The organism is Psychroserpens sp., assembly GCF_036960315.1.
In the GTDB taxonomy this organism is placed as follows: domain Bacteria; phylum Bacteroidota; class Bacteroidia; order Flavobacteriales; family Flavobacteriaceae; genus Psychroserpens.
In genome coordinates, this window is sequence record NZ_JBALVR010000001.1 from 327697 (window position 1) to 353299 (window position 25603).

Consider the following 25603-nt stretch of genomic DNA (forward strand, 5'->3'; position numbering starts at 1 on the left):
AATTTTTATAAGTTAAGAGGAATCATAATATAATCTCCAGTTAAGTCGTTGAACCAAACTTCATAATCATCTTGAACCACAACAGGAATGCTTCCACCACCTTCAGTAGCTACTCCAGAAAAAGATGTTGAGCCAGCCCATGAAGATCCAGCATTTGTCATAACCTGTAAATCACCAGGTTGAAGATTTACGCTATTAATAAACCATAAATGGGTATCAAAACTAGATTGTGTAAAAGCAGTGTCAGAGCCTACGCCTGATCCTTGTAAGGTCATACTAGTAAATGTTGCAGCACCTGCATCATTAAAAGTATTCATTGTATAGGTATTAGATGAAAAGTTGATTGTAAACGTATAGTATCCGTCTGATGCTACACCAAATCGACCAGGATCGTCAGCTTGAGTTCCAGGATTTCCAGCGATGTCTCCAGAAGCTTCAATATCATCACTTCCTTCAGCTGTAGCAGTTCCCCATTGTGGCTGCCATTGTCCTCTTAGTTCTAAGATTTTAAATCGACCATCATCAAAACCTCCACCACCTTTGGTAAAGAAACCTGTATAACTATACAAGTTGCCGTTTTCAGCATCTCTAAATAATGGTGGGTTATTGTTATTATTATTCCAATCTGCAGAAGTTCCATTTCCTACGAGATAGAAATCTTCAAAAACATAGTTGAAAAAAGGTTGAACTTCAAAATTGATTGTATTTGAACTTACGGGAAGGCCATTTTGAGTTCCGATTGAACTTTCTACTTTAACGTATAACGTGTTAAACGTGAAAGGAGGTAAACCTGCTAATCCTGCAGCGGAATTCAATTCGTTTACCGATAATGTGGCAGACGTTGTTCCCACAACTGAAGTTGCAATTATAGGGTTTGTAAATGCGTCATCAGAAGATACGATTACCCTGTAGTTCTCTGATGCTTGTTGTCCAAAATCAGCTTCGTTCCAATTGAACGTGATTGCAGGATTTCCAGGGTTACTGGCATCGAGCTCAATCATGGTAAATGGAAGATCGGCAAGCGTTATAGCTTGTGTTTCTGTCACGGTAAATACGGATGTATCATCCTCACATGAGTTCAAAAAGAAACCCAGTGATATTACAGCTAACAATAAAACTTTAAATTTTAATATTTTTTTCATTGTGTTATTTTTTAGTATCCAGGGTTTTGAGTAAGATTTGGATTTGATGACAGACTTAAACTAGGTATAGGGTATAGGTTTAAGTTTGATGGTATTGCAATACCATTACTTCCATTACCTTTCCATGCCCAGTTGTAGTTTCCACCAGTATATAATCCAAAACGAATTAAATCTTGTCTTCTGTGGGCTTCCCAATGTAATTCTCTAGACCTTTCATCTAAAATAAAAGATAAGGTAATATCATCACTAGAAATAAGATTAGGATTATTAGCACGAGTTCTTAATTCGTTTACTAAGTCGACAGCTGTAGACAACATTCCACCTCCACCTCTTAAATGAGCTTCAGCATACATTAAATTTACATCTGCTAATCTAAATAACGGGAAATCTGTATCAACAAAAGTTTGATCGATACCAGAAGCACCAGTAGACGTTACATTTGCATATTTCTGAATAATGAAACCAGTGTCTCTATCTGAGATATCCACAATACCAATTGGTCTATCGCCAGATATTATTGTATTTCTATCATCATCAATAAAATTACCACCTTGCCATAATTCGGCAAATTCTTTTCTTACTCTTAAAGCGCCTCCCCAGCCACCTTCGCTAACACCAACTTCGGTGCCATTAACTTCAATACTTCCAACAGAACCATTAATCATAACAGTTGTAGGTCCAAAGTTTTGAGTTGTAAATCCATCAGATACAATAGGGAAAATGATTTCATTGTTAGCCGAATTTGTATTGTTATCGGCTAAGAAGTTATGTCTGTATTCGTTAGCTAAGCTATAACCAGAGTTTAATAATTGTTGGCAGTAGTTCATACAGTCTGCATATCTATCTGCTCCAGTATACACTTGAGCATTAAGATATATTTTTGCAAGAATCATATGTGCAACACCTCTGTCTGCTCTACCATACTCATTGTCACCAGCAGGTACTAGGTTAGATTCAATAGCCAATAGTTCACTTTCAATAAAATCAAAAAGTTGCGCTCTGTCATAAACAGGCGGAATTGAATTTAAAGCATCGGTATCTCTTACGAAGTTTGCTTTTCCGAAGAGGTCCATCATATAATAATAGGATAAAGCTCTTAATAATCTTGCTTCAGCACGATATTCAACAATATCAGAACGAATAGCATCAGAAACACCTCTACTATTTAACTTTTCATCTGTAGTTTCTCTTAAGAAATTGTTTGCAAATGCAATAGTTAAGTGTGTTCTACTAAACATTCCTAAGATAAGAGGGTTTTGAGCCGTCCAGATATTTCTTTGGATTTCTCTAGTTCCAGGGTCATTTTCATAAGACCAAATCATTTGATCTGCAGATAAAGTTTGGAGATATAATAATACACGACCAAACTGGCTTGTACCAGCATCAATACCTTCAATGTTTGATGTTCCTGCGCCATCAGTACCTGTTAAGGCAAGATTGGCATATACACCAGCAATTACTTGTCTGTAAGCACTTTCATCTTCAAAAAGTTCTTCGCCTAATAGTGTGTCGTCATCATTTGGCGTGATATTTAAATCATCTGTACAAGAGACAAATGTAAATATCATTAATAATGCAAGGACACTAATGTTTTTAATTCTTTTTTTCATAGTCTTTAAAATTTGATATTAGCACCAATTAATATATTGCGAGGTCTAGGGTATATTGTATTATCAACACCGTTAAACACTTCTGGATCTAAACCACTATATTCTGTTATTGTAAATACATTTTGAATACCACCCCAAATCCTAACAGATTTCACAACGTTTGATAGTCCTTTAAATGTGTACCCCAGAGTAATGTTATCCATCTTTAAAAATGAAGCATTCTCTACATAGACATCAGATATAATAACATCTGATGTTCTTTGGAAATTTGTTTGTTGCACAGAAGAAGGAATATTTCCTAATACGGCATTGTCCTGTAGTAATTCATACTGAGCTCTTGATGAATTTACATTGTTATAAACGTAGTTCCCGATGTTAGCTCTTAAGTTGAATGCGAAGTCGAAATTTTTATACTCCAAATTGGATTGGAAACCTAAAATGACATCCGGATCGGGATCAGCTTTAAGATAACGATCTTCATCGTTAATGATATTGTCACCATTTAAATCAACATAAGCGCCTTCAATAAAATTACCTTGTTCATCTCTTAGTTGTTTAAAAACATAGAAAGAGTTAGGTGCTTCACCTTCACGAAATAACTGGATAAAGTTTCCAGTACCACCTGCAATACCTCCAGTTGTTACATCTTGACCAAACGCCAATTCTGTAATCTCTCTATCAAGGAATGTTGCATTAAAGTTGAAATTTAAATTAAGATCTTCTTTTCGGATAACATCTACGTTTGTTGTAAATTCTATACCTTGAATTCGTAAGTTACCAATGTTTTGTACAATACGGTTAGAGAAGTTACTTCCATCTGGTACAGGAGCATTAAACAGTAAATCTTCAGAATCTTTTTGGAATACATTAATACTACCATTAACTCTATCGTCAAATAAACCATAATCAAGACCAAATTCTATAGTTTTGGTTTCTTCCCATTTTAAATCTGGATTGATTTCTGAAGGAATCAATGATCGTATAACGGTATTTCCAAATTGGAATTGTGAGTTTTCATTTCCTGCTCTATAGCGACTTAAAAATAAATCACGTTCTCCAATTTCTTGTTGTCCAGTAACACCATAACTTGCTCTTAACTTTAAGTTAGATATGGTTTCAGAATCTTTAAGGAAATCTTCATCACTAATTTGCCATGCTACAGCACCTGCATAAAAGTCACCCCATTGGTTGTCTGGGCCAAAACGAGATGTACCATCACGTCTATAAGTAAATGTAGCTAAGTATTTTTCAAAAAACGTGAAATTGGCTCTACCAAAGAAACCAATTAATACCACATCTGGGTCAGCAAATGTATCACCTATACTTAAAGGGTCTAAAAGATTTCCTGTGAAGGAACCATCATTAGTAAATTCTTGGTAAGAATAACCTACCATAAAATCTGTACCAATATCACCAAATGTTTTCTTGTAATTTAAATAACCATCAAGAGATTCATTTTTTCTTGTTTGATAACTTCTAGAATTATTACCAGAGACATCATCATTTGTAGCAAATACAGACTGGTTAACCGTGTTACCATCTGTTTGATCAAAACCTAGATTAAGGACTGCTCTTAATTCTGGTAAGAAATGAAATTTGTAGTCAAAATTAATATTACCAAAAAACCTGTTAGCATCACCTAGATTATTTGTTTGCAATAGAGATGCTACTGGATTGCTTGTTCCTTGTAATAATGTATTTCCGTTTCTATGTTGATAGAAACCGCCAAAAGGAGAACTAGGATCATAAATAGCTTGAGTTGGATCATAGCGTAATGCTGCACCAATCTGTCCAGAATCACCAAATCTACTATCTTCATAAGCTAGATTAGCGTTTACATTAATTTTTAAATGGTTGTCGAATAACGTTGGGTTTAACGCTACAGATAAGTTACGTCTATTAAATATAGATGTTAAAAGCGCTCCTTCTTGTTTTGTAACACCAAAAGAAAAACGTGCTGGTAAAACGTCAAATAACGAACCCCTTAGAGTAACGTTATGTGTAGCAGAAACGGTTTCTCTAAAGATAGCATCTTGCCAATCTGTACTAGCGTCACCTAATAAGTTTGTATTTAATGTTGTGCCATTAATAGGTTGTGAATTCACAAGTGCTCTAAACTCATCAGCAGAAAATACATCAACTTGTTCGTCAATATCTCCAAATGTAAACTGTACATCATAATCTGCACTAAAATTAGATTTACCTTTTTTAGTGACAATAATAATGACACCATTAGATGCTCGCGAACCATAAATAGCAGTTGCTGATGCATCTTTTAAAACGGTAAAAGACTCAATGTCGTTAGGGTTAATACTTGCTAGAATACCTCTAGAACCTCCAACGCCATCATTCGTAATTGGTAATCCATCAATAACGATTAAAGGATTATTGGATGCGTTAATAGAAGATCCGCCTCTAATTTTAATTTCAGATCCAGAACCTGGAGCTCCACTCGTATTAACACTTACACCAGCTACACGACCTTGTAATAGGTTCTCTGGTGTTACAATGTTTCCTTTTGTGAAATCTTCAGAGGTAACAGATTCTATAGAACCTGTAGCATCTTTCCTTGTTGTGGTTCCATAACCAATCAATACAATTTCATCTAATTGACCAGCATCTTCTGCTAAGCTTACGTTTAGCGGTGATTGTCCAGTGTAAGTAACTTCTTTTGAAGCATACCCTAGATAAGAGAATACTATAATGTCTCCATCATTAGCTGTTATGGAATAATTTCCATCAAAATCCGTTGATGCTCCTGTGGTAGTTCCTTTAATAAGAATGTTAACTCCAGGAAGCGGTAATGCGTTAGCTTCATCAGTTACTACACCTGTGACTATGGTTTGACCAAAAGTCGTTGCAGGTATTAAAAATGCTAGTAACAATAAGCTATTTAAAAATGTCTTCATAAAATATTTTTAAAGTTAGTTGCTTTGGTTAATTTGTTTATATTTTCACTTCTGATGTTAAATCTATGTAAAATTTATGTGTATTTTTTGTTATCCCTTTGTTTTTGGGTAACGCAAACGTTTTCGTGTTAAGAACTTTTTCTTTTTTAACATTAACAAGCTGAATTGAACCTCAAATTATGGATATTGTAATAAAATGATATCTTTATTGTCAACTTCTGAATTGAAAATAACTATTTTGATCAAATAAAGCAAATGTTTGTTTAGTTTTAACGCTCATAAACTGAACAAATTAAATCTCTATAAATTCCTCTAATGAAAAGAAAAGTAACGTTAAAGCAAATCGCAAAAGAATTAGATGTTTCTATTTCAACGGTTTCAAAAGCACTCCGGAATAGTATTGAGATTAGTGAAGATACACGACAAAAAGTTCAGGCATTTGCCAAACTATATAATTACAGGCCAAACAATATTGCGTTGAGCCTAAAAAACAGAAAAACAAAAACTATTGGTATTATTATACCTGAGATTGTACATCACTTTTTCTCTAAGGTAATTACTGGTATCGAATTGGTGGCCAATAAAAGAGGATATAATGTTATTGTTGGTTTGTCTAATGAATCTTTTGATAAAGAAGTCATTAACATGGAAATGCTAGCAAACGGGAGTATCGATGGTTTTATCTTATCTATTGCGAAGGAAACTTTGCAACAACAGGATTATCATCATTTTATAGAGACTATTAATCAAGGCATGCCTATTGTTATGTTCGATCGTGTCGTTAATGAAATTCCTTGTGACAAAGTTATTGTCGATGATGTTAAAGGGGCAAAACACGCCGTTGAAAAACTAATTACAAATGGGTGTAAAAACATAGCAATTATTACTACTAGAGATTATGTTAGCGTTGGAAAACTGAGAACTCAAGGTTACTTAGAAGCTTTAGAAGAACACAAAATACATCTTAAAGGATCTTTGATTTTAAAAATTGAAGATAAACTTCTTTCAGATGATGATTTAGATAAATTAGAAAAAGAAATTGAATTATTGTTTAAGTCAAATAAATTAATTGATGGTGTTTTTGCAGTCAATGAACTGTATGCAGTCACTGCGATTAAAGTCGCAAGAAAACTGGGATTAGAAATCCCGAAATCTCTTCAAGTCATTAGTTTTACTGATGGTGTATTGTCTAAACATTCTACGCCAAGCCTAACGACAGTGAGTCAACACGGACAAAAAATTGGAGAAAAAGCGGCTGACTTATTAATCAATAGATTGGAATTGGATGAAGTCGATGAAGAGGTAGAAGAAGTCTACGAAACAGTTGTCATTGAGACCGATTTGATAGAAAGAGAATCTACCAAATAATAGATTTATCTTTTTTTAATTAAAAACTTTATTATATTTACAGCCTAATCAAAACTTATATTTTCACTTCTACATTTAAGTTTTGATAAGTTTTATCGCTTGTCAATAGTATTAATTAACACATACTATTATGAAAAAGCGCACCCTTAGTTTCTGGGAAATTTGGAACATGAGTTTCGGTTTCTTAGGAATACAATTCGGTTTTGCATTACAAGGAGGCTTTATGTCTCGAATATTTCAAACTTTAGGAGCAGAAGTTGAAGACATTCCTATTCTTTGGATTGCTGCACCTTTAACAGGTTTACTTGTTCAGCCCATAATTGGTTACATGAGTGACCGAACTTGGCATTCTAGATTAGGACGTCGACGACCTTATTTTTTAATTGGAGCGATTTTGAGTTCCATAGCTCTGTTTTTTGTACCCTATTCACCAGCACTATGGATTGCCGCAGGATTTCTATGGATATTAGATGCGTCAATTAATATTTCTATGGAACCATTTAGAGCTTTGGTGGCTGATAAACTCACCGAATCTCAAAGAACATATGGTTTTGTTATTCAAACATTAATTATAGGGATTGGTACATGGATTGCGAGTAATTTACCATGGATGGTCTCAAAACTAGGTGTAAGTGATTCTGCTGATTCTGGGGTTATTACAGATTCAGTAAAAGTTGCATTTGCAATTGGTGCATTTGTGTTTTTAGTCAGTATTTTATATACCATTTTTACAACTTCTGAATATCCGCCAGAAGACATGGAAGAATTTAAACGTGAGAAAGCTAAGAAAAATCAATTCATTCCAGATATATTAAATAATATTGGAAATATGCCACTTACAATGAAAAGATTGGGTGTTATTCAATTTTTCTCATGGTTTGCATTTTTTACGATGTGGAGTATGGCTAATCCTGCATTAACGGAGCATGTCTTTAATACACCTGCTCCAGTTCAATCTGTTTATGATATGACAAATGCTGTTCAAGCAGGCGCATTTGATGTAGCCAATACAGCATTTCAAAAGTCGTCAAATCTGGTAGGGTCAGCTATGGGAGTTTATGGCTTGTCCTCTATGGTATTTGCACTATTATTTGTTTTTTATACTTCTAAAAGAAATATTAATAGAAAGTATGTACATATGGGTTCATTGATAGTAGGAGGATTAGGCTTTTTATTAATGAATTATACATCTCCCGAAAATTTAAAATGGTGTTTTGTGCTTATTGGTTTTGCTTGGGGAAGCATTTTATCAATGCCTTATGCCATGTTATCAAGCTCGGTAGATCCTAAAAAAATGGGAATGTTTATGGGCATCTTCAATATGTTTATTGTGATTCCACAAATTATTGCAGCAATTGGAGGAATTAATTTTATTTCAGGACTTTTAGGTGAGGAGGCTATTAATGCAATGACTATTGCTGGAATTAGTTTAATAATTGCGGGACTCTGTAACTTACTGATCACAAATAAAAATGCAATCTCTTATCAACCAGAATTATCAGAAACCAATGCATAAAAAAGGATTCATATTTGACCTAGATGGGGTTATCGTTGATACAGCTAAGTATCACTTTTTAGCTTGGAAAAAATTAGCCAACAGTATTGGTGTTGATTTTTCCGAAGCACAAAATGAACAACTCAAAGGTGTAAGCCGAGTACGTTCATTAGAAAAAATATTAGCATGGGGAAATAAAACTCTGTCTGAAGCTGAATTCTCGGGACTCATGGACTTAAAAAACGATGACTACCTCAGTTATATTAATAAGATGGACGAATCTGAGATTCTTCCTGACGTTACAAAAACGCTTGATGTCTTAATTGAAAAAGGTCAAGCTATCGCCTTAGGATCTGCAAGTAAAAATGCAACACCAATTTTACAAAAAGTACATCTCTTAGAGAAATTTGAAGCCATCGTTGATGGTAATGATGTTTCAAAAGCTAAACCAGATCCTGAAGTATTTCTAATTGGAGCGAAACTCTTAAAAATGAAACCTGAAGATTGTATTGTTTTTGAAGATTCAGTTGCCGGAGTTCAAGCTGCCAATACAGCCAATATGATTTCTATTGGTATTGGTGAAGAAGAGGTGCTACATGAAGCAGATTATATCTTTAAGGACTTTACTGAAATGTCTTCAGACTTTGTAGAAGGGCTTATATCAGGAGATATAAAAAAATAACAAAAATGAATTTATCAATCAATAATTGATTCGTAAAGAAAAATGAATAATAATTATATACAACCAGATAACTGGTCAATCATAGAAGAAGGTTTTGAAGCCAATCGCGTCAAGTCTTCAGAAAGTTTAATGAGCTTAGGTAATGGAGCCATGGGGCAACGCGCCAATTTTGAAGAGCACTATTCTGGTGAAACTTTTCAAGGAAGCTATGTCGCAGGCGTATATTATCCAGATAAAACCAGAGTAGGTTGGTGGAAAAATGGCTACCCAGAATATTTTGCAAAAGTATTGAATGCTCCAAATTGGATAGGCATTAATGTGACTGTCAATGGCGAAATGCTAGACTTAGCAAAGTGTAATAAAGTAGAAAACTTTAGGAGAGAACTTAACATGAAAGAGGGTTGGTTGTCTCGAAGTTTTACGGCTACACTTCAAAACTTTATAGAAATTAAAGTGGAAACCAAACGTTTCTTAAGTCTGGATATTGATGAGGTTGGTGCTATTGAATATCATGTAACGCCAACAAATAATGATGCACAAATAGATTTTTCACCTTACTTAGATAATGGTATTACTAACGAAGATTCTAATTGGGACGATAAGTTTTGGAATGTATTAAGTGTTAATCACGAACAAGAACAAGCATTCATCGTTTCAAAAACGATGAAAACGCATTTTTATGTGTGTACGTCAATGCAAACACAAGTGTCATTGAATGGACATGTTGTAAAGCAAGACAAAACAGTTAATAATACTATAGATAAGATTTCATTTACATATCAAAATCAAGTCGTTAAGGGTAATACAATCACACTTACAAAATTTGGCGGTTATACGTCTGATAGAAATCATGATAAAAATGAACTGATTTCTGTTGCAAACAAAACACTAAATAAAGTGTCAGAACTTGGGTTTAATGCGTTGCTAGACAAGCAAAAACAAGCTTGGGCTAAGATTTGGGATATGGCAGATATTACTATAGAAGGTGATGTTGCTGCACAACAAGGTATTCGATTTAATATCTTTCATTTAAACCAAACGTATCTAGGTAAAGATGCACGATTAAATATTGGTCCAAAAGGTTTTACAGGAGAGAAATATGGTGGAAGCACCTATTGGGACACCGAAGCATATTGTATTCCATTTTACATGGCTACCAAAGATCAAAACGTAGCCAAGAGCTTATTAGAATACCGTTACCATCACTTGGAAAAAGCTATTGAAAATGCCGAAAAATTAGGATTTTCAAATGGCGCTGCTCTATATCCAATGGTAACTATGAATGGTGAAGAATGCCATAACGAATGGGAAATTACCTTTGAGGAAATTCATCGTAATGGAGCCATAGCATTTGCTATTTTTAATTATTACAGATATACAGGTGACTTTAGTTACATTCCTGAAAAAGGACTAGAAGTATTAATAGGCATCGCTAGATTCTGGCATCAACGTGCGACGCTTTCCGAAGCAAAACAGAAGTATGTCATTCTTGGAGTTACTGGCCCAAATGAATATGAAAACAACGTTAATAACAACTGGTATACCAACTACATCGCAAAGTGGTGTATTGATTATACCTTAGAAACTATTTCAAAAGTTAAGGAAGGTCATCCTGATGATTATTCAAGAATTTCAGGAAAAACTAAAATTTCAGATACTGAATTAACACAATGGAAAACCGTTGCAGACAATATGTATTTTCCGTTTTCCGAAGAAAAAAACATCTACCTACAACAAGATGGTTTTTTAGATAAAGAATTGATTACAGTTGCCAATTTACCAAAATCGCAACGACCAATCAATCAAAAATGGTCTTGGGACAGAATTTTACGTTCACCATACATAAAGCAAGCAGACATATTACAAGGGTTCTACTTCTTTGAAGATCATTTTTCTACAGAAGAGTTAGAACGTCATTTTAATTTTTATGAACCTTTTACAGTTCATGAGAGCTCATTATCACCTTGTGTACATAGTATTCAAGCGGCTAAACTAGGCCGAATGGAACAGGCTTACGAATTTTATTTACGTACGTCTCGTCTAGACTTAGATGATTATAATCACGAAGTAGAAGAAGGTTTACATATTACTTCAATGGCAGGAACTTGGATGAGTATTGTTGAAGGTTTCGGAGGTATGCGTATTGTAAATGATAAACTGTCGTTTGAACCTAAAATTCCAAATGAATGGAAAGGCTATTCGTTTAAAGTGAATTTTAGAAATCAGATTTTAAAGATTAATGTCACTGCAAAAGAAACCGAATTTGAATTAGAAGGACATAGTGAATTAGAAATTTTAGTCAACGGTAAACCTGTAATGATAAGTCCTAATAATTTGGTGACTGTATAAAATATAATAAACACACTTAAAATTCTTTGATATGAAAAAACGTAGTTATTTATTTTTCTTATGTATAATCGTTTTAAGTGTGTCTTGTAAAGACAATTCATCTGAAGGTGTTTCTACTGAACAGGTCGAATCAGAGTTCATAGACAAAAGCGATATCGAACGTATGGAGCCACCAAATTGGTGGGTGGGTTTTGAAAACGACACCCTTCAATTATTAGTTAAACACAGTAATATTGGAGATTATATACCTAGTATTTCGTTTGAAGGAGTTTCTATTGAAAAGGTAAGTAAAGGAAACAAAAGCAATAACTATTTGTTTATTGATGTGGTGATTTCTGAAACCACTTCTGCTGGAATATTCAATATCAAATTCAAAAACGATAATGGTGACGAATTAATTGATACTTACGAATTAAAAGAACGCTTAAAACCTGCCGAAGATTATATCGGTTTTGATAGTAGCGATGCTATTTATCTTATTACTCCCGACCGTTTTGCAAATGCAAACCCTAATAACGATACGCCTGTTGCTATAGAAGGTCAGAAACCTTTGCTAGAACAAACCATTGATAGAGCCAATAATTATGCGCGTCATGGAGGTGATATTGAAGGGATAACGAATCATCTGGATTATATTCAAGATTTAGGCTTTACAGCTGTTTGGCCACAGCCAATGCTAATAAATGATATGGAACAAGGTTCTTATCATGGTTATGCGATTACAGATTTGTATAAAATTGATCCGCGTTTTGGAACACTTGAAGAGTATCAAGAATTATCACAAAAAGCAAAGCAAAAAGGGATGAAACTCATCATGGACCAAGTAGCAAATCATTGCGGATTAGAACACTGGTGGATGAAAGATTTACCATTCAGCGATTGGGTAAACCTTCAAGATAATTATGAAAAAAATATTGATAATTGGGATTGGAGAGCTACTATAAACTCTAATCATAGACGTACAACTAATCAAGATATGTATGCATCACAATATGATAGTGATGGGAATTCTCAAGGTTGGTTTGTAGCAACAATGCCAGACTTAAATCAGCGTAACCCGTTTATGGCAAAATACATTACTCAAAATAGTATTTGGTGGATAGAAACAGCACAATTGGATGGAATTCGTCAAGATACCTATCCATATCCTGATAAAGATTTTATGAGTGATTGGGCTGGAGCGATTATGACTGAATATCCTAATTTTAGTATTGTAGGTGAAGAATGGAGTTATAACCCATTACTCATTGGTTACTGGCAAGATGGTGCAAATAACAGAGATGGTTATGATTCTAATTTAAAGTCGTCAATGGATTTTGCGATGCAAGTTAAAGTTGTTGAAGCCTTAAATGAAGAAGAATCTTGGGATAAAGGTTTGGTGAAAATCTATGAAGGTTTAGCTAATGATTTCCATTATGCAAGTCCTAAAGATATTATGGTATTTCCAGATAATCATGATATGAGTCGCATTTTTACACAAATGAATGGTGATGTCGCCAATACAAAAATGGCGTTGGCAACCTATGCAATGCTCCCTAGAATTTTACAAATGTATTATGGTACAGAAATCTTAATGAACGATTTCGAAAAACCTGGAGACCATGGTTTGATTCGTACCGATTATCCTGGTGGCTGGGATGGAGATCAAGTTAATGCATTTTCCGGTGAAGGCCTATCTGCCGAACAAAAAGCCATGCAAACTTATATGAGTAAGCTTCTCAATTATAGAAAAAACAGTAAAGCCATTCATGAAGGAAAAACGGTTCATTTTGCACCTTTTAAGGGAACTTACTTTTTGTTTAGAACTCATGGAGATGAAACGGTTGTGCTTATCGTCAATAAAAATGAAAAACCAATCACTATAGATTTAAAGCGTTATGCTGAAATGGGATTGGATGGTAGAACATTTAAAAATGTCATTTCTGGAGAAACTTTTACTTGGAGTGACGCTATTGATTTATCAGCCAAAGGGCCACTTTTACTAACTACTAAAACAAAGTAACATGAAACAAATCATAGTAATTCTGTTAGCAACATTCGTTTTATCTTGTAGAGGACAATCAGACAATATGACTAAGTCTGAAGACAGTATTGACATTACATTTCAGCAACTAAAAGAAGCACAATTATATGAAGGAACGTTGAATCGTGTGGATAGTTTTCCTTCAAAATATATCAAACCAAGACCTGTTGATGTGTGGTTGCCTAAAAACTATTCTGATAAGAAAACGTATGCGGTTCTATATATGCACGACGGACAAATGTTATTCGATGCCAATACCACATGGAATAAGCAAGAATGGAAAGTAGATGAATGGGCTTCGAAGTTAATGAATGAAAAGAAAACAAGAGACTTTATTGTGGTAGCAGTACATAATATTCCTCAGATTCGATGGCAAGATTTATTTCCGCAAAAGGCCTTTGAGTATATCAATGAAGAAAAACGAGATTCCTTAGTTGCATTGGCAAAAGCAAAGAATTTTAATGGCAATCTCAATGGCGATAACTACTTGAAATTTATTATTGAAGAGTTAAAACCAGTTATTGATAATACTTATTCTGTTTTTACTAAAAAGGAGAACACTTTCGTTGCAGGTTCTAGTATGGGCGGATTAATGTCGATGTATGCCATTTCAGAATATCCAGAAGTATTTGGAGGCGCAGCTTGTATTTCGACACATTGGGTTGGTGTAATGCCAATGCCAAAAAATCCATACCCAGATGCGATTTTTGATTATATGGAAGACCATTTTCCGTCATCTAAAGACCATAAAGTGTATTTTGATTATGGCAACAAAACCCTAGATCAATATTATCCAGAATATGCACCAAGAGTAGATGAAATTTTAAAGCAAAAAGGTTATACAAATGGCAATTCTAAGAACTTATTTTTTGAAGGAACCAATCATTCAGAAAATTCATGGAACCAACGATTGGATCAACCATTAACTTTTTTACTAGGAATAAAATAGATCGTCATTCTAAATCTAACACTGAGCTCAGTCCAAGTGCTAATTAAGAATCTCACATATAACGAATATGAAATATTATTTATCATACATACTATTCTTTTTAACGGTTTCGTTAACTGCACAAAACACTGAACGTGTCTACGAATCTCATAGAGAAGAAGGAAGGAAATTTCAGGTAGTTACAAATGAAGGTAAATATATTTTTCAATTTTATTCTGATGAGATTATAGAAACCAACTTTATTCCTGAAGGAGAATCTCATAACAAGGATTCGCATGCAGTTATAATGAAACCTGAAGCCATTGAAACATCATATTCATATGTTGGAAATAATATTACATATGGCTCATCTGGTTTAGCTGTAACTATTACAATTGATCCCTTTAAAATAAGTTATAGTTATAAGACAAAACATGTCATTTCAGAAAAAGCCGGCTATGTTAAAAATGATAGCTTAGAAACCATACAATTTGAACTCACTAAAGACGAAGTTTTATATGGTGGAGGTGCCAGAGCCTTAGGTATGAATCGACGAGGTAATCGATTGCAACTATACAACAGAGCGCATTATGGTTATGAAACACGTTCTGAATTAATGAACTTTTCCTTGCCAATTGTCATGTCTTCTAATAAATACATGGTTCATTTTGATAATGCGCCAATTGGCTTTTTAGATTTAGATAGCACAGGTGATAATACACTGAAGTATGAAACCATTTCAGGTCGTAAAACCTATCAGGTTATTGTTGGAGATTCATGGTATGATATCGTAGATAATTACACCGATTTAACTGGAAAACAACCCATGTTACCACGATGGGCTTTAGGTAATTTTTCAAGCCGATTTGGATACCATTCTCAAAAGGAAGTGATCGCAACAATCGATAAATTTAGAGAAGAAGAGATTCCTGTAGATGCTATAATTCTCGATTTGTATTGGTTTGGAAAAGAGGTGAAAGGGACTATGGGGAATTTAGCTTTTGATAGAGATTCCTTTCCTAATCCTCGTCAAATGATAAAGGATTTAAAGGCAAAGAATATAGAAACGATTTTGATTACAGAACCTTTTATGTTGACGACTTCTAAGCGCTGGGATGAGGCTGTTGAGAAAGATATTCTAGCTAAAGACTCGATTGGAAATCCATTCATTTATGATTTTTACTTCGGAAATACAGGACTCATCGATATTTATAGTAATAAAGGAAATCAATGGTTTAAAAACATTTATAAGGACTTAGCAAAACTAGGTGTCAACGGGTTTTGGGGAGATTTAGGTGAGCCAGAAGTACATCCATCAAAATTAATTCACGCCACAGGTACGGCTGATGAAGTTCATAATATCTATGGTCACGATTGGGCAAAATTGGTATATGAATCTAGTTTAGAAGCCAATCCAGATATGAGACCATTTATTCTCATGAGAGCTGGTTATTCAGGTTCGCAGCGCTATGGATTAGTGCCTTGGTCTGGTGATGTGAGTAGAAGTTGGGGAGGTTTACAAGCGCAACCCAAAATTGCACTCCAAATGGGAATGCAAGGTTTGGCCTATATGCATAGTGATTTGGGAGGTTTTGCAGGTGCAAATCTTGATGATGAACTCTATGCGAGATGGTTACAGTATGGCGTATTTCAGCCTATCTATCGTCCGCATGCTCAAGAAGATGTCGCTAGCGAACCGGTATTTAGAAGCGAAAAAGCCAAAGCCCTGGCAAAACAAGCGATTGAATTACGCTATAAGATGCTTCCTTACAATTACAATTTGATGTATGAAAACCATCAAACAGGAGCACCTCTAATGCGACCATTATTTTTTGAAGAACAGGATAATCTATACTTATTTACGTACTCAGACGCCTATATGTGGGGAAATGATATTTTGGTTGCTCCAATTTTAAAAGCTGGACAAAAAGAACAAGACGTTTATTTTCCGAAGGCATCAAACTGGTTTGATTTTTATACCGATGAACAATTTGAAGGCGGACAAACAAAAACCATTCAAACTAAAGAAAATTCGATACCTACGTTTGTAAGAGGAGGTGCTTTTATTCCTATGGGAAAAGTAGTTCAGTCAACTAAGCAATATGATGCTGATGAATTTCAGTTGCATTACTATTTCGATAGATCAGTGAATGAAAGTGAGCGTGAATTCTACAATGATAATAATGATGTAAATGCTATTAAAAAAGGCTCTTATGAAGTCATAGAATATAAATCTGAATATAAAGGAAGTAACCTCAAATTTGAATTTGAACTTAAATTGGATGTTGATTTTACTGATAAATCTATCGAGTTAGTAGTCCATAATATTCAAAATGAACCTAAGCGAATTAAAATAGATGGAAAGAAAGTTAATGTGCAATGGGATTCAGAAAAAAAGACGCTAACTATTCCTGTAACATGGAATACTCCCGAAGATATAAACATCAAAATCAAACTCAAAAAATAATCCAAAATGAAACACTTAAAAATTAGCATGTTGATCGTATTGGTTAGTGTCTTTGGATGTAAAAACGAGGAAAAAACGATACAAGAATCCCCTAAAACAATAATAGAATTGAAGAAAAAAGAAGTCGTATATCAAGTCTTTACAAGACTCTTTGGAAATACAAATACTACCAATAAACCTTGGGGAACTATCGAAGAAAACGGTGTTGGTAAATTCAGTGATTTCACCGAAAAAGCATTAAAAGAAATTAAAGATTTGGGCGTAACACACATTTGGTATACTGGTATTCCGCATCATGATGTGATTACAGATTACACCAAATATGGTATTTCAAACGATGATCCAGATATCGTAAAAGGTCGCGCTGGTTCGCCTTATGCCGTAAAAGACTATTATAATGTAAATCCTGATTTGTCTGATAATGGCGAAAATCGTATCCAAGAGTTTGAAGCTTTAATTGAACGTTCTCATAAAGCAGGACTTAAAGTGATTATAGATATTGTTCCTAATCACGTCGCTAGAAACTACCAAAGTGTATCAAACCCTGAAGGGGCTTCCGATTTTGGAGCCGAAGATGATAAAACAGTAGTGTATGATGTGAATAATAACTTCTATTATAACCCAGGACAAGCTTTCAAAGTACCTAATTGGAAAAACGATTACCAGCCATTAGGTGGTGAAAATCATACTATGGTAGATAGTAAATTTGATGAGAACCCTGCAAAATGGACAGGAAACGGTTCGCGAGCTTCACAGCCTGATATGAACGATTGGTATGAAACCGTAAAAGTGAATTATGGTGTATCTCCTGACGGAGAAAAAGGTTTTGACGAACTACCAGATGGTTTTGATAATGAAGATTACAAAGCGCATTTCGAATTTTGGAATGATAAAAGCGTTCCGAGTTCATGGATTAAGTTTAAGGATATTGCCTTGTATTGGACAGCAAAGGATGTTGATGGTTTTCGCTACGATATGGCCGAAATGGTGCCAGTCGAGTTTTGGAGTTATATGAACTCGCATATCAAGATGAAAAATCCTGATGCCTTTTTATTGGCCGAAGTATATAATCCGAGTTTGTATAGAGATTATATCAAAAAAGGGAAAATGGATTATTTGTATGATAAAGTGCAATTGTATGACACAATCAAACACGTGATGCAAGGTCATGGCAAGACTGACAATATCCCACCAATTTTAGACGATTTAAACGATATTGAACATCATATGTTACACTTCTTAGAAAATCACGATGAGCAACGTATTGCAAGTCCCGATTTTGCAGGAAGTGCCCAAAAAGGAAAGCCAGCGATGGTGGTTTCAACAACAATTAGTACAGCACCAACTATGGTGTATTTCGGACAAGAATTCGGAGAGCCTGGAACAGAAGATTTAGGTTATGGTGACCCAACGCGTACGTCTATTTTTGACTACGGAAGTGTGCCAAGCCTCGTTCGTTGGGTAAATAACAAGAACTTTGATGGAGGACAATCGACGTCTGAAGAAAAAGAGCTTCGTGATTTCTATAAGCGCCTGCTGAACTTCACAATTAATAGTAATGCATTGGCTGGAGACTATCAGGATATCCATCTGTATAATCGAGAACACACTCAAAATTATAATGATAAAGTTCTGTCTTTTGTGCGTTGGAGTGCTGATGAGCAGCTTATTGTTATTTCAAATTTTGATGCTGAAAATAGTCAAGAATTTGATTTGAAGCTTCCTGAAGGCATCATCGAAACATGGGAATTAGATAACCAATCGTATGAATTATCAGATCAATTGTACAATACATATACAACAGAATTAACGGTTGCAAATGGAGAGGGTCTTGCTAAGATTACCTTGGAACCATTGCAATCGTTAATACTTAAATTGAAAAAATAGCATGAAAAAAATAACCCTTTTAATTTTAATAATAGCGACGTTTCTAAGTTGTAAATCCCAGTCAAAAGAAAACATTGAAGTCGTAAAACTAGAAACACCTTTCGTTTGGGAAGGCGCGAACCTTTATTTTCTATTAACCGATCGTTTTAATAATTCGGATACTTCAAACGATATTAATTTTGATCGCACAAAAGAAACAGCAACGCTTCGTGGTTTTGAAGGCGGTGACCTCAAAGGAATAACTAAAAAAATTGAAGACGGCTATTTTTCAGATTTAGGAATCAATGCCATTTGGATGACTCCTGTGGTAGAACAAATTCACGGCGGAACAGATGAAGGTACTGGAGTGACTTACGGTTTTCATGGGTATTGGGCAAAAGATTGGACAGCAATAGATCCAAACTATGGAACAAAAGAAGATTTAAAGCAATTGGTTGATGCAGCTCATGCAAAGGGGATTCGCGTTTTACTTGATGCCGTTATTAATCACACAGGTCCTGTTACCGAAAAAGATCCAGTTTGGCCAAGTGATTGGGTGAGAACAAGACCGCAATGCCAGTATAACAATTACGAAAATACAATTACTTGCACCTTGGTGAAGAACTTACCAGATATTAAAACCGAAAGTAATGAAGCTGTCGACTTACCACCTCAATTAGTAGAAAAATGGAAAGCTGAAGGTCGTTATGAGCAGGAAGTGGAAGAACTCGATGCGTTTTTTGAAAGAACAGGCCATCCGAGGGCACCACGTTTTTATATCATGAAATGGTTAGCAGACTATATCAAAGATTATGGAATTGATGGTTACAGATGCGATACCGTAAAACACACTGAAGAGTATGTATGGCAGGAATTTAAAACAGAATGTGATTATGCGTTTTCAGAATTTAAAGAGAACAATCCAGAAAAAGTTTTAGATGACAACGATTTTTACCTCGTTGGTGAAGTGTATAACTATGGAATTAGTGGCGGGAAATTTTTTGATTTTGGAGATAAAAAAGTCAATTATTACGATGATAAGTTTACGAGTCAAATCAATTTTGAGTTTAAATGGAATGCCAAACAAATGCCTATTGAAGATGTGTTTTCAACCTATGATGACATTTTACATAACCAACTAAAAGACTTTGGTATTCTTAATTATTTAAGCTCGCATGATGATGGTCAACCCTTCGACCCAGCCAGAGAAAAGCCATATGAGACTGCGACTAAACTATTATTAACACCTGGAACATCACAAGTTTATTATGGAGATGAATCGGCAAGAGTTCTAGTTGTTAAAGGTGCTGAAGGTGATGCGAACTTGCGTTCAAAGATGAATTGGAGCGCAATCGAAAATGACCTAAAAACACAGTCCGTTTTAGACCATTGGCAAAAACTAGGAAAGTTTAGAAATGCACATCCAGCAGTTGGTGCAGGAATCCATCAAATGATTACCGAAACACCTTATACCTTTTCCAGAAGTTTTACCGACGGAAAGTTTATAGACATGGTTGTTGTTGGATTAGATTTAAATAAAGGAAAAAAAATAATAGATGTGTCCAAAGTTTTTGAAGAAGGCGTTGTAGTTCATGATGCCTATTCAAACCTAGATGCCATTGTTACTAGTGGAAAAATAAAACTAAATTCTGAATTTGATATTGTTCTATTAGAACAAAAATGAATCTTCTGATACTTCGACCGGAGTCAAGAAGGCTTAAAAATAAATTATATGAAAGCTTTATTTACAGTATTTGCATTTGTCATGTTCCTGTCCTGCAATACTTCCGAAGAAAAAAGAGAGTTAAAAGCAGTATCTCCAAATGGAACTATTGAGGTGAGTTTTAATCTTTCTGAAGAAGGCCAGCCATATTATTTGGTAATACGTAATAATTCAACAGTAATTGATACATCTTTTTTGGGTTTTGAATTTAAGGATGCACCTGCATTTGAGAAAAATTTCATTATTAAAAATTCAGAAACCAAAACCTTTACCGAAACTTGGCAAATGCCTTGGGGAGAACAGCAGGATGTGGTTAATAATTATCGAGAACTTAAGGTGATGCTGCAAGAAAAAGTATCTCCAGAACGTTTTCTCAATATTGTGTACAGAGTCTATGACGATGGTGTAGGTTTTCGATATGAATTTCCTGAACAAGCCAGATTAAAAGACGTAGAAATTACCGAAGAACATACCCAATTCAATTTAACTCAAGATTATAAAACATTCTGGATTCCTGGAGATTGGGATATCTATGAGCATTTATATAGTACGAGTAAACTTTCAGAAATTGATGCTTTAAAATATGTTGGTCACGTCAATTTAGCACAAACCTACATTCCAGAGAATGCTGTCAATACACCTGTAACTATGGTTGGGAAAGATGGTTTGCACTTAAGTTTTCATGAAGCAGCATTAATCGATTATTCTGGGATGACCTTAAAAGTGGATACCGAAAACCTAAATCTTGAAAGTCATCTTGTGGGTTCAGAAAACGCCGATTATAAAGTGAAGCGAAGCTTACCATTTCACACGCCTTGGCGAACCATTCAGATTGCTGATAATGCTCCAGATTTAATAGAATCTAATCTCATCGTAAATCTCAATGAGCCTAATAAAATTGGTGATGTATCTTGGTTTAAACCTATGAAATACACAGGTGTTTGGTGGGAAATGCATTTAGGAAAATCGTCTTGGGATTACGGAATGGAAATGGTTGATGGTGAATGGGCAGATACAGGAAAAGCGCATGGACGACATGGAGCAACGACCGAAAATGTGAAGCGTTTTATTGATTTTTCTGCAAAAAATAATATTGGAGGCGTTTTGGTTGAGGGTTGGAACACAGGTTGGGAACGTTGGATTGGCTTCGACGATAGAGAAGGCGTTTTTGATTTTGTAACAACTTATCCAGACTATGATATAGATGAAGTAGTTCGCTACGGAAAAGAAAAAGGGGTGGCTATTATCATGCATCATGAAACCTCTGCTGCTACGGAAACTTATGAAAAACAACAAGATGCTGCTTATGCATTAATGCAGAAATATGACATGCATGCTGTAAAATCTGGTTATGTTGGTAAAATACTGCCAAAAGGAGAATATCATCATGGGCAATACATGGTCAATCAATATAACAATGCGGCAATAAATGCAGCTAAATATGAGGTTGCTGTTAATGCACATGAGCCAATAAAAGCTACTGGATTACGTAGAACATACCCTAATGTTATTTCTAGGGAAGGACTGCGAGGTCAGGAATTCAATGCTTGGGCTGAAGATGGAGGAAATCCACCAGAGCATTTGCCAATAGTAGCATTTACAAGGATGTTAGCAGGTCCAATTGATTTTACTCCAGGAATTTTTAATATCAAATTCAACGAATATAAAACCGAAAACCAAGTTAACACGACATTAGCTCAGCAATTGGCATTGTATGTTGTGATTTATAGTCCGATTCAAATGGCAGCAGATTTAGTTGAGCATTATGAAGCGAATCCAGAGCCCTTACAATTTATAAAAGATGTTGGTGTCGATTGGGAAACTACTGAGGTTTTAAATGGTGAAGTAGGCGATTATGTGACGATTGCGAGGAAAGAACGTCTAACAGGGAACTGGTTTTTAGGTAGTATTACTGATGAAAACACAAGAGAGTTTGAAATAAATTTTGATTTTCTAGATGATAATCAAGAGTATACGGCCACAATTTATAAAGACGCAGAAGATGCGCATTGGGATAAAAATCCTTTAGCATTAGATATAGAAAAAACAAAGATTAATAGTGACAGTAAGATCACTTTAAAACTTGCTGAAGGTGGTGGTTGCGCTATAAGTATAATTAAAAATTAAGGAGATGAAAAGGATAGTTTTAATAACGATTTTTTTGTGTTCTGTAATGAGTTTTTCTCAGGTTGGTGTTGGAACTACGGATCCTAAGAGTACCTTAGATATTAATGGGAATTTATCTGTTAAGCACCTGACTTTAGTAGGTGATACAACAGCAAAACTAATTGACGACGGAGTTTATCTGTCAGTTAACCCTCAAGCAACAGATCAAGAATTCAGACTTCCCGATCCTACTCAATTTCCAGGAAGAGTATATATTATTAGAAATATCAATAATACAATAACGGCCAAGCTTACTACTGTTGCAGGTTTATTATTTCCGAAAGGCACTACAACGGGCACAGTTGAAGTTTTTATGTATGAAAACAACAGAAGAACACTCATCGTTATTAGCGATGGTGTTAATTGGACTTTTATTGAATAGCTAAATTTTGTGTTTTAGTTGTAACATTCTTATGGTAAGAAAGTCTTATTAGTAGCGACTAATCTATTAATTTGTAACTTTGCATGTACCAAACAGTTGTTATGAGCGATATTAATGAAAATATTGAGTCTCCCTTTGAATTAAAGGTCAGTTTTGATAAATTACTTAAGCACTATGAAGACTTGTCTCAAAATGAAGACGAATTCATTGCAGCTAAAGCACGACGTGTTTTAAAGACGGCTGATGCTTATCCCGTATTACGTGATGGGTTTAGTGATCCTTCTATTTTAGTAGAGAGGGAAAAAGAAATCAGCATAATTCTTCAAGATTCCTTTAGTCCTGTCTTAACAAAAAACGAGATTAAAACAGCTTCGGTACCATTTCATAATCTAATTTTTAATTCTTCCGAACGTTTTAAATCTATCATCAAGACTGCTGGAGATGATTTTGAATTAGAGATTAAGAACATGCCGAAAGATGATACATACATCATTGCATGTACTATAATATTGGCATTTTGCTATGATCATCATATCAATTTTAAACGACCGTTTTATTACGAAATTCCTGATGCTAGTGGGATAATGCAGTACTACAAAATTTTGTATAATGCTGATTTCACTGAAATTATTCCATCTAAGGATGCTCCAAAAATTTCGCAAGAAGATGTTGATGAATTATTAGATAATTTTGAAAATATGGAATTGTGGAAAGCAAAGTTTCCACCAAATAGTTACACATTTAAGGGCTTTGTAATATCTAATGTTTTTAATGTAACAGATGATCAGTCGATTTCAAATATCAAATCTACCCTTATTGGAGAAGATCGGAGAAAAACGGAAGGATTTATGGAAGATTTTCATGAAATTTTTCGTTCCCTTTTAGGTCTTAAAGATATAAAAGTAGGATTCTCTATATATAATAAACAGGATGACACTTTTGAACGTGTTTATGGCGTTGGGATGAATAGTTATTTACTAAATCATTTAGATGCTAGTCGCACTTCTGGAGCTCTTTGTAGTAAGTCCTACAATACATTATTGAAAGAAAAAAAGTTCTACGCCATTTCTGATGTGGATAAATTTTATGAGCTTTCAAAAGGGAAAGTGCCACAGTACAAAACACTAAAGGAACAAAATATTAAAAGTGCCATTTTAGCTCCATTAGCTAATGAAGATGGCTTAATGGGAATTCTCGAAATTGTTTCAGAACAACCTAAAGTATTAAATAGCATCAATGCTAATAAATTGATAGATGTGATGCCTTTTATCGTTTCGGCGGTAGAACGTTCAAAAAAAGAAGAAGAGAATTTGATAGAAGCAATTATTCAAAAGGAATGTACTTCTATTCATCCTAGTGTGAATTGGCGTTTTGAAAAAGAAGCTAAGAATTTTATTAAAGATCAATTAAACGGTAAAGAACCTAGCTTTAATAAGATTGCTTTCGAAAATATTTACCCATTATATGGTCAAATCGATATTAAAGGCTCTTCAGATGCTAGAAATTCAGCTACACAGCTAGATTTAAACATTCAGCTGAGTGCTATTAAAGCGATAATCGAAAGTGCTTTTGATATTGAAAACTTGCCAATTTACGAGCAGTATTTGTATCAAATAAATGATTATTTAGAAGGGTTGAATTTGCATTTTCAGGTGGATAGTGAGCAGCAAATTTCAGCATTTATTAAACAAGATATTGATCCTTTATTAGGGCATTTACTAGAAATAGATTCTTTAAAACCCCAAGTAGAATCTTACTTTGATAGTATAGATGATAAGGTAAACGTTTTATATAAACACAGAAAAGATTACGATGATACTATCACTTTAATTAATAAAGAGATGGCTTCACTTTTAGATAAAAAACAGGTTGAAGCACAAGCCATGTATCCACATTATTTTGAGCGTTTCAAAACTGATGGTGTGGAACATAATATGTACATTGGAGAATCTATTACTAAAGAAGACTCTTTTAATCCTATCTATTTGTACAACCTTAGGCTGTGGCAGTTACAAGTGATGTGCGAGATGGAAAATTCGTTCTATTTAATGCAATCTGATTTCCCAGTAAAATTAGATGTGGCTTCAATGATTCTGGTGTTTAATCAACCCTTATCTATTAGTTTTAGAATGGATGAAAAGCAATTTGACGTGGATGGTACTTACAATGCTCGATACGAAATTGTAAAAAAACGTGTTGATAAAGCATACATTAAAGGTACGACTGAGCGTGTTACTCAAAAAGGGAAAATAAGTATCGTCTATTCTCAAAAACAAGATGAGATAGAATATTTAAGATATATTAAATTCTTACAGTCTAAAAAGTGCTTAGATGATGATGTTGAAATTGTTGAGCTACAAGATTTACAGGCTGTAACTGGTTTAAAGGCAATTAGAGTAAGCGTGTTATATTATAAAGAAAAAGATGATAAATCATTTCATACTTACGATGATTTATTGAGAGAAATTAAGGTTTAAATTTTTTGTTAATCTG

General features: G+C 34.5%; 15 protein-coding genes. 12 read left to right on the top strand and 3 right to left on the bottom strand.

Features of this window, described 5'->3' with window-relative positions; all coding sequences use genetic code 11:
• Positions 1–5: 5 nt before the first annotated feature.
• From V7719_RS01505 to V7719_RS01515, 3 genes are read right to left on the bottom strand one after another with little or no spacing between them, the layout of a single operon-like run.
• Positions 6–1142, bottom strand: a complete 1137-nt coding sequence (locus V7719_RS01505) for a SusE domain-containing protein (RefSeq protein ID WP_335728087.1) — start codon at positions 1140–1142, stop codon at positions 6–8.
• Positions 1143–1153: 11 nt separating this feature from the next.
• On the bottom strand, positions 1154–2752 hold the full coding sequence (locus V7719_RS01510; protein ID WP_335728088.1) for a RagB/SusD family nutrient uptake outer membrane protein: 1599 nt from the start codon (positions 2750–2752) through the stop codon (positions 1154–1156).
• A gap of 5 nt (positions 2753–2757) precedes the next feature.
• Positions 2758–5661: a SusC/RagA family TonB-linked outer membrane protein gene (locus V7719_RS01515; protein WP_335728089.1), complete on the bottom strand. Its 2904-nt coding sequence runs from the start codon at positions 5659–5661 to the stop codon at positions 2758–2760.
• 315 nt (positions 5662–5976) lie between these two features.
• Between V7719_RS01515 and V7719_RS01520 the strand changes: the two genes are divergently transcribed.
• From V7719_RS01520 to V7719_RS01575, 12 genes are all read left to right on the top strand, one after another.
• Positions 5977–7029, top strand: a complete 1053-nt coding sequence (locus V7719_RS01520; RefSeq protein WP_335728090.1) for a LacI family DNA-binding transcriptional regulator — start codon at positions 5977–5979, stop codon at positions 7027–7029.
• Between the two features lie 130 nt (positions 7030–7159).
• Positions 7160–8545 (top strand): MFS transporter, encoded by a 1386-nt coding sequence (locus tag V7719_RS01525; protein ID WP_335728091.1) that lies wholly within the window; start codon positions 7160–7162, stop codon positions 8543–8545.
• Positions 8538–9206: a beta-phosphoglucomutase gene (gene pgmB, locus V7719_RS01530; RefSeq protein ID WP_335728092.1), complete on the top strand. Its 669-nt coding sequence runs from the start codon at positions 8538–8540 to the stop codon at positions 9204–9206. The genes V7719_RS01525 and pgmB overlap by 8 nt, the downstream gene beginning before the upstream one ends.
• 42 nt (positions 9207–9248) lie before the next feature.
• Positions 9249–11555 (top strand): glycoside hydrolase family 65 protein, encoded by a 2307-nt coding sequence (locus V7719_RS01535; RefSeq protein WP_335728093.1) that lies wholly within the window; start codon positions 9249–9251, stop codon positions 11553–11555.
• Positions 11556–11586: 31 nt separating this feature from the next.
• Complete coding sequence (locus tag V7719_RS01540) at positions 11587–13557, top strand: glycoside hydrolase family 13 protein (protein WP_335728094.1); 1971 nt, start codon at positions 11587–11589, stop codon at positions 13555–13557.
• A 1-nt stretch (position 13558) separates the two neighbouring features.
• On the top strand, positions 13559–14527 hold the full coding sequence (locus V7719_RS01545; RefSeq protein WP_335728095.1) for an alpha/beta hydrolase: 969 nt from the start codon (positions 13559–13561) through the stop codon (positions 14525–14527).
• Positions 14528–14594: 67 nt separating this feature from the next.
• The gene (locus V7719_RS01550; protein ID WP_335728096.1) at positions 14595–16973 is read left to right on the top strand and encodes a TIM-barrel domain-containing protein; all 2379 of its coding nucleotides are present in this window, start codon (positions 14595–14597) and stop codon (positions 16971–16973) included.
• A gap of 6 nt (positions 16974–16979) precedes the next feature.
• Positions 16980–18860: an alpha-amylase family glycosyl hydrolase gene (locus V7719_RS01555; protein WP_335728097.1), complete on the top strand. Its 1881-nt coding sequence runs from the start codon at positions 16980–16982 to the stop codon at positions 18858–18860.
• A 1-nt stretch (position 18861) separates the two neighbouring features.
• Positions 18862–20523 (top strand): alpha-amylase family glycosyl hydrolase, encoded by a 1662-nt coding sequence (locus V7719_RS01560; RefSeq protein ID WP_335728098.1) that lies wholly within the window; start codon positions 18862–18864, stop codon positions 20521–20523.
• A gap of 48 nt (positions 20524–20571) precedes the next feature.
• Positions 20572–22689, top strand: coding sequence for a glycoside hydrolase family 97 protein (locus V7719_RS01565; protein ID WP_335728099.1), 2118 nt, complete (start codon positions 20572–20574; stop codon positions 22687–22689).
• 4 nt (positions 22690–22693) lie between these two features.
• The gene (locus tag V7719_RS01570) at positions 22694–23110 is read left to right on the top strand and encodes a hypothetical protein (RefSeq protein ID WP_335728100.1); all 417 of its coding nucleotides are present in this window, start codon (positions 22694–22696) and stop codon (positions 23108–23110) included.
• A gap of 101 nt (positions 23111–23211) precedes the next feature.
• Positions 23212–25587, top strand: coding sequence for a GAF domain-containing protein (locus V7719_RS01575; RefSeq protein WP_335728101.1), 2376 nt, complete (start codon positions 23212–23214; stop codon positions 25585–25587).
• Positions 25588–25603: the final 16 nt, after the last annotated feature.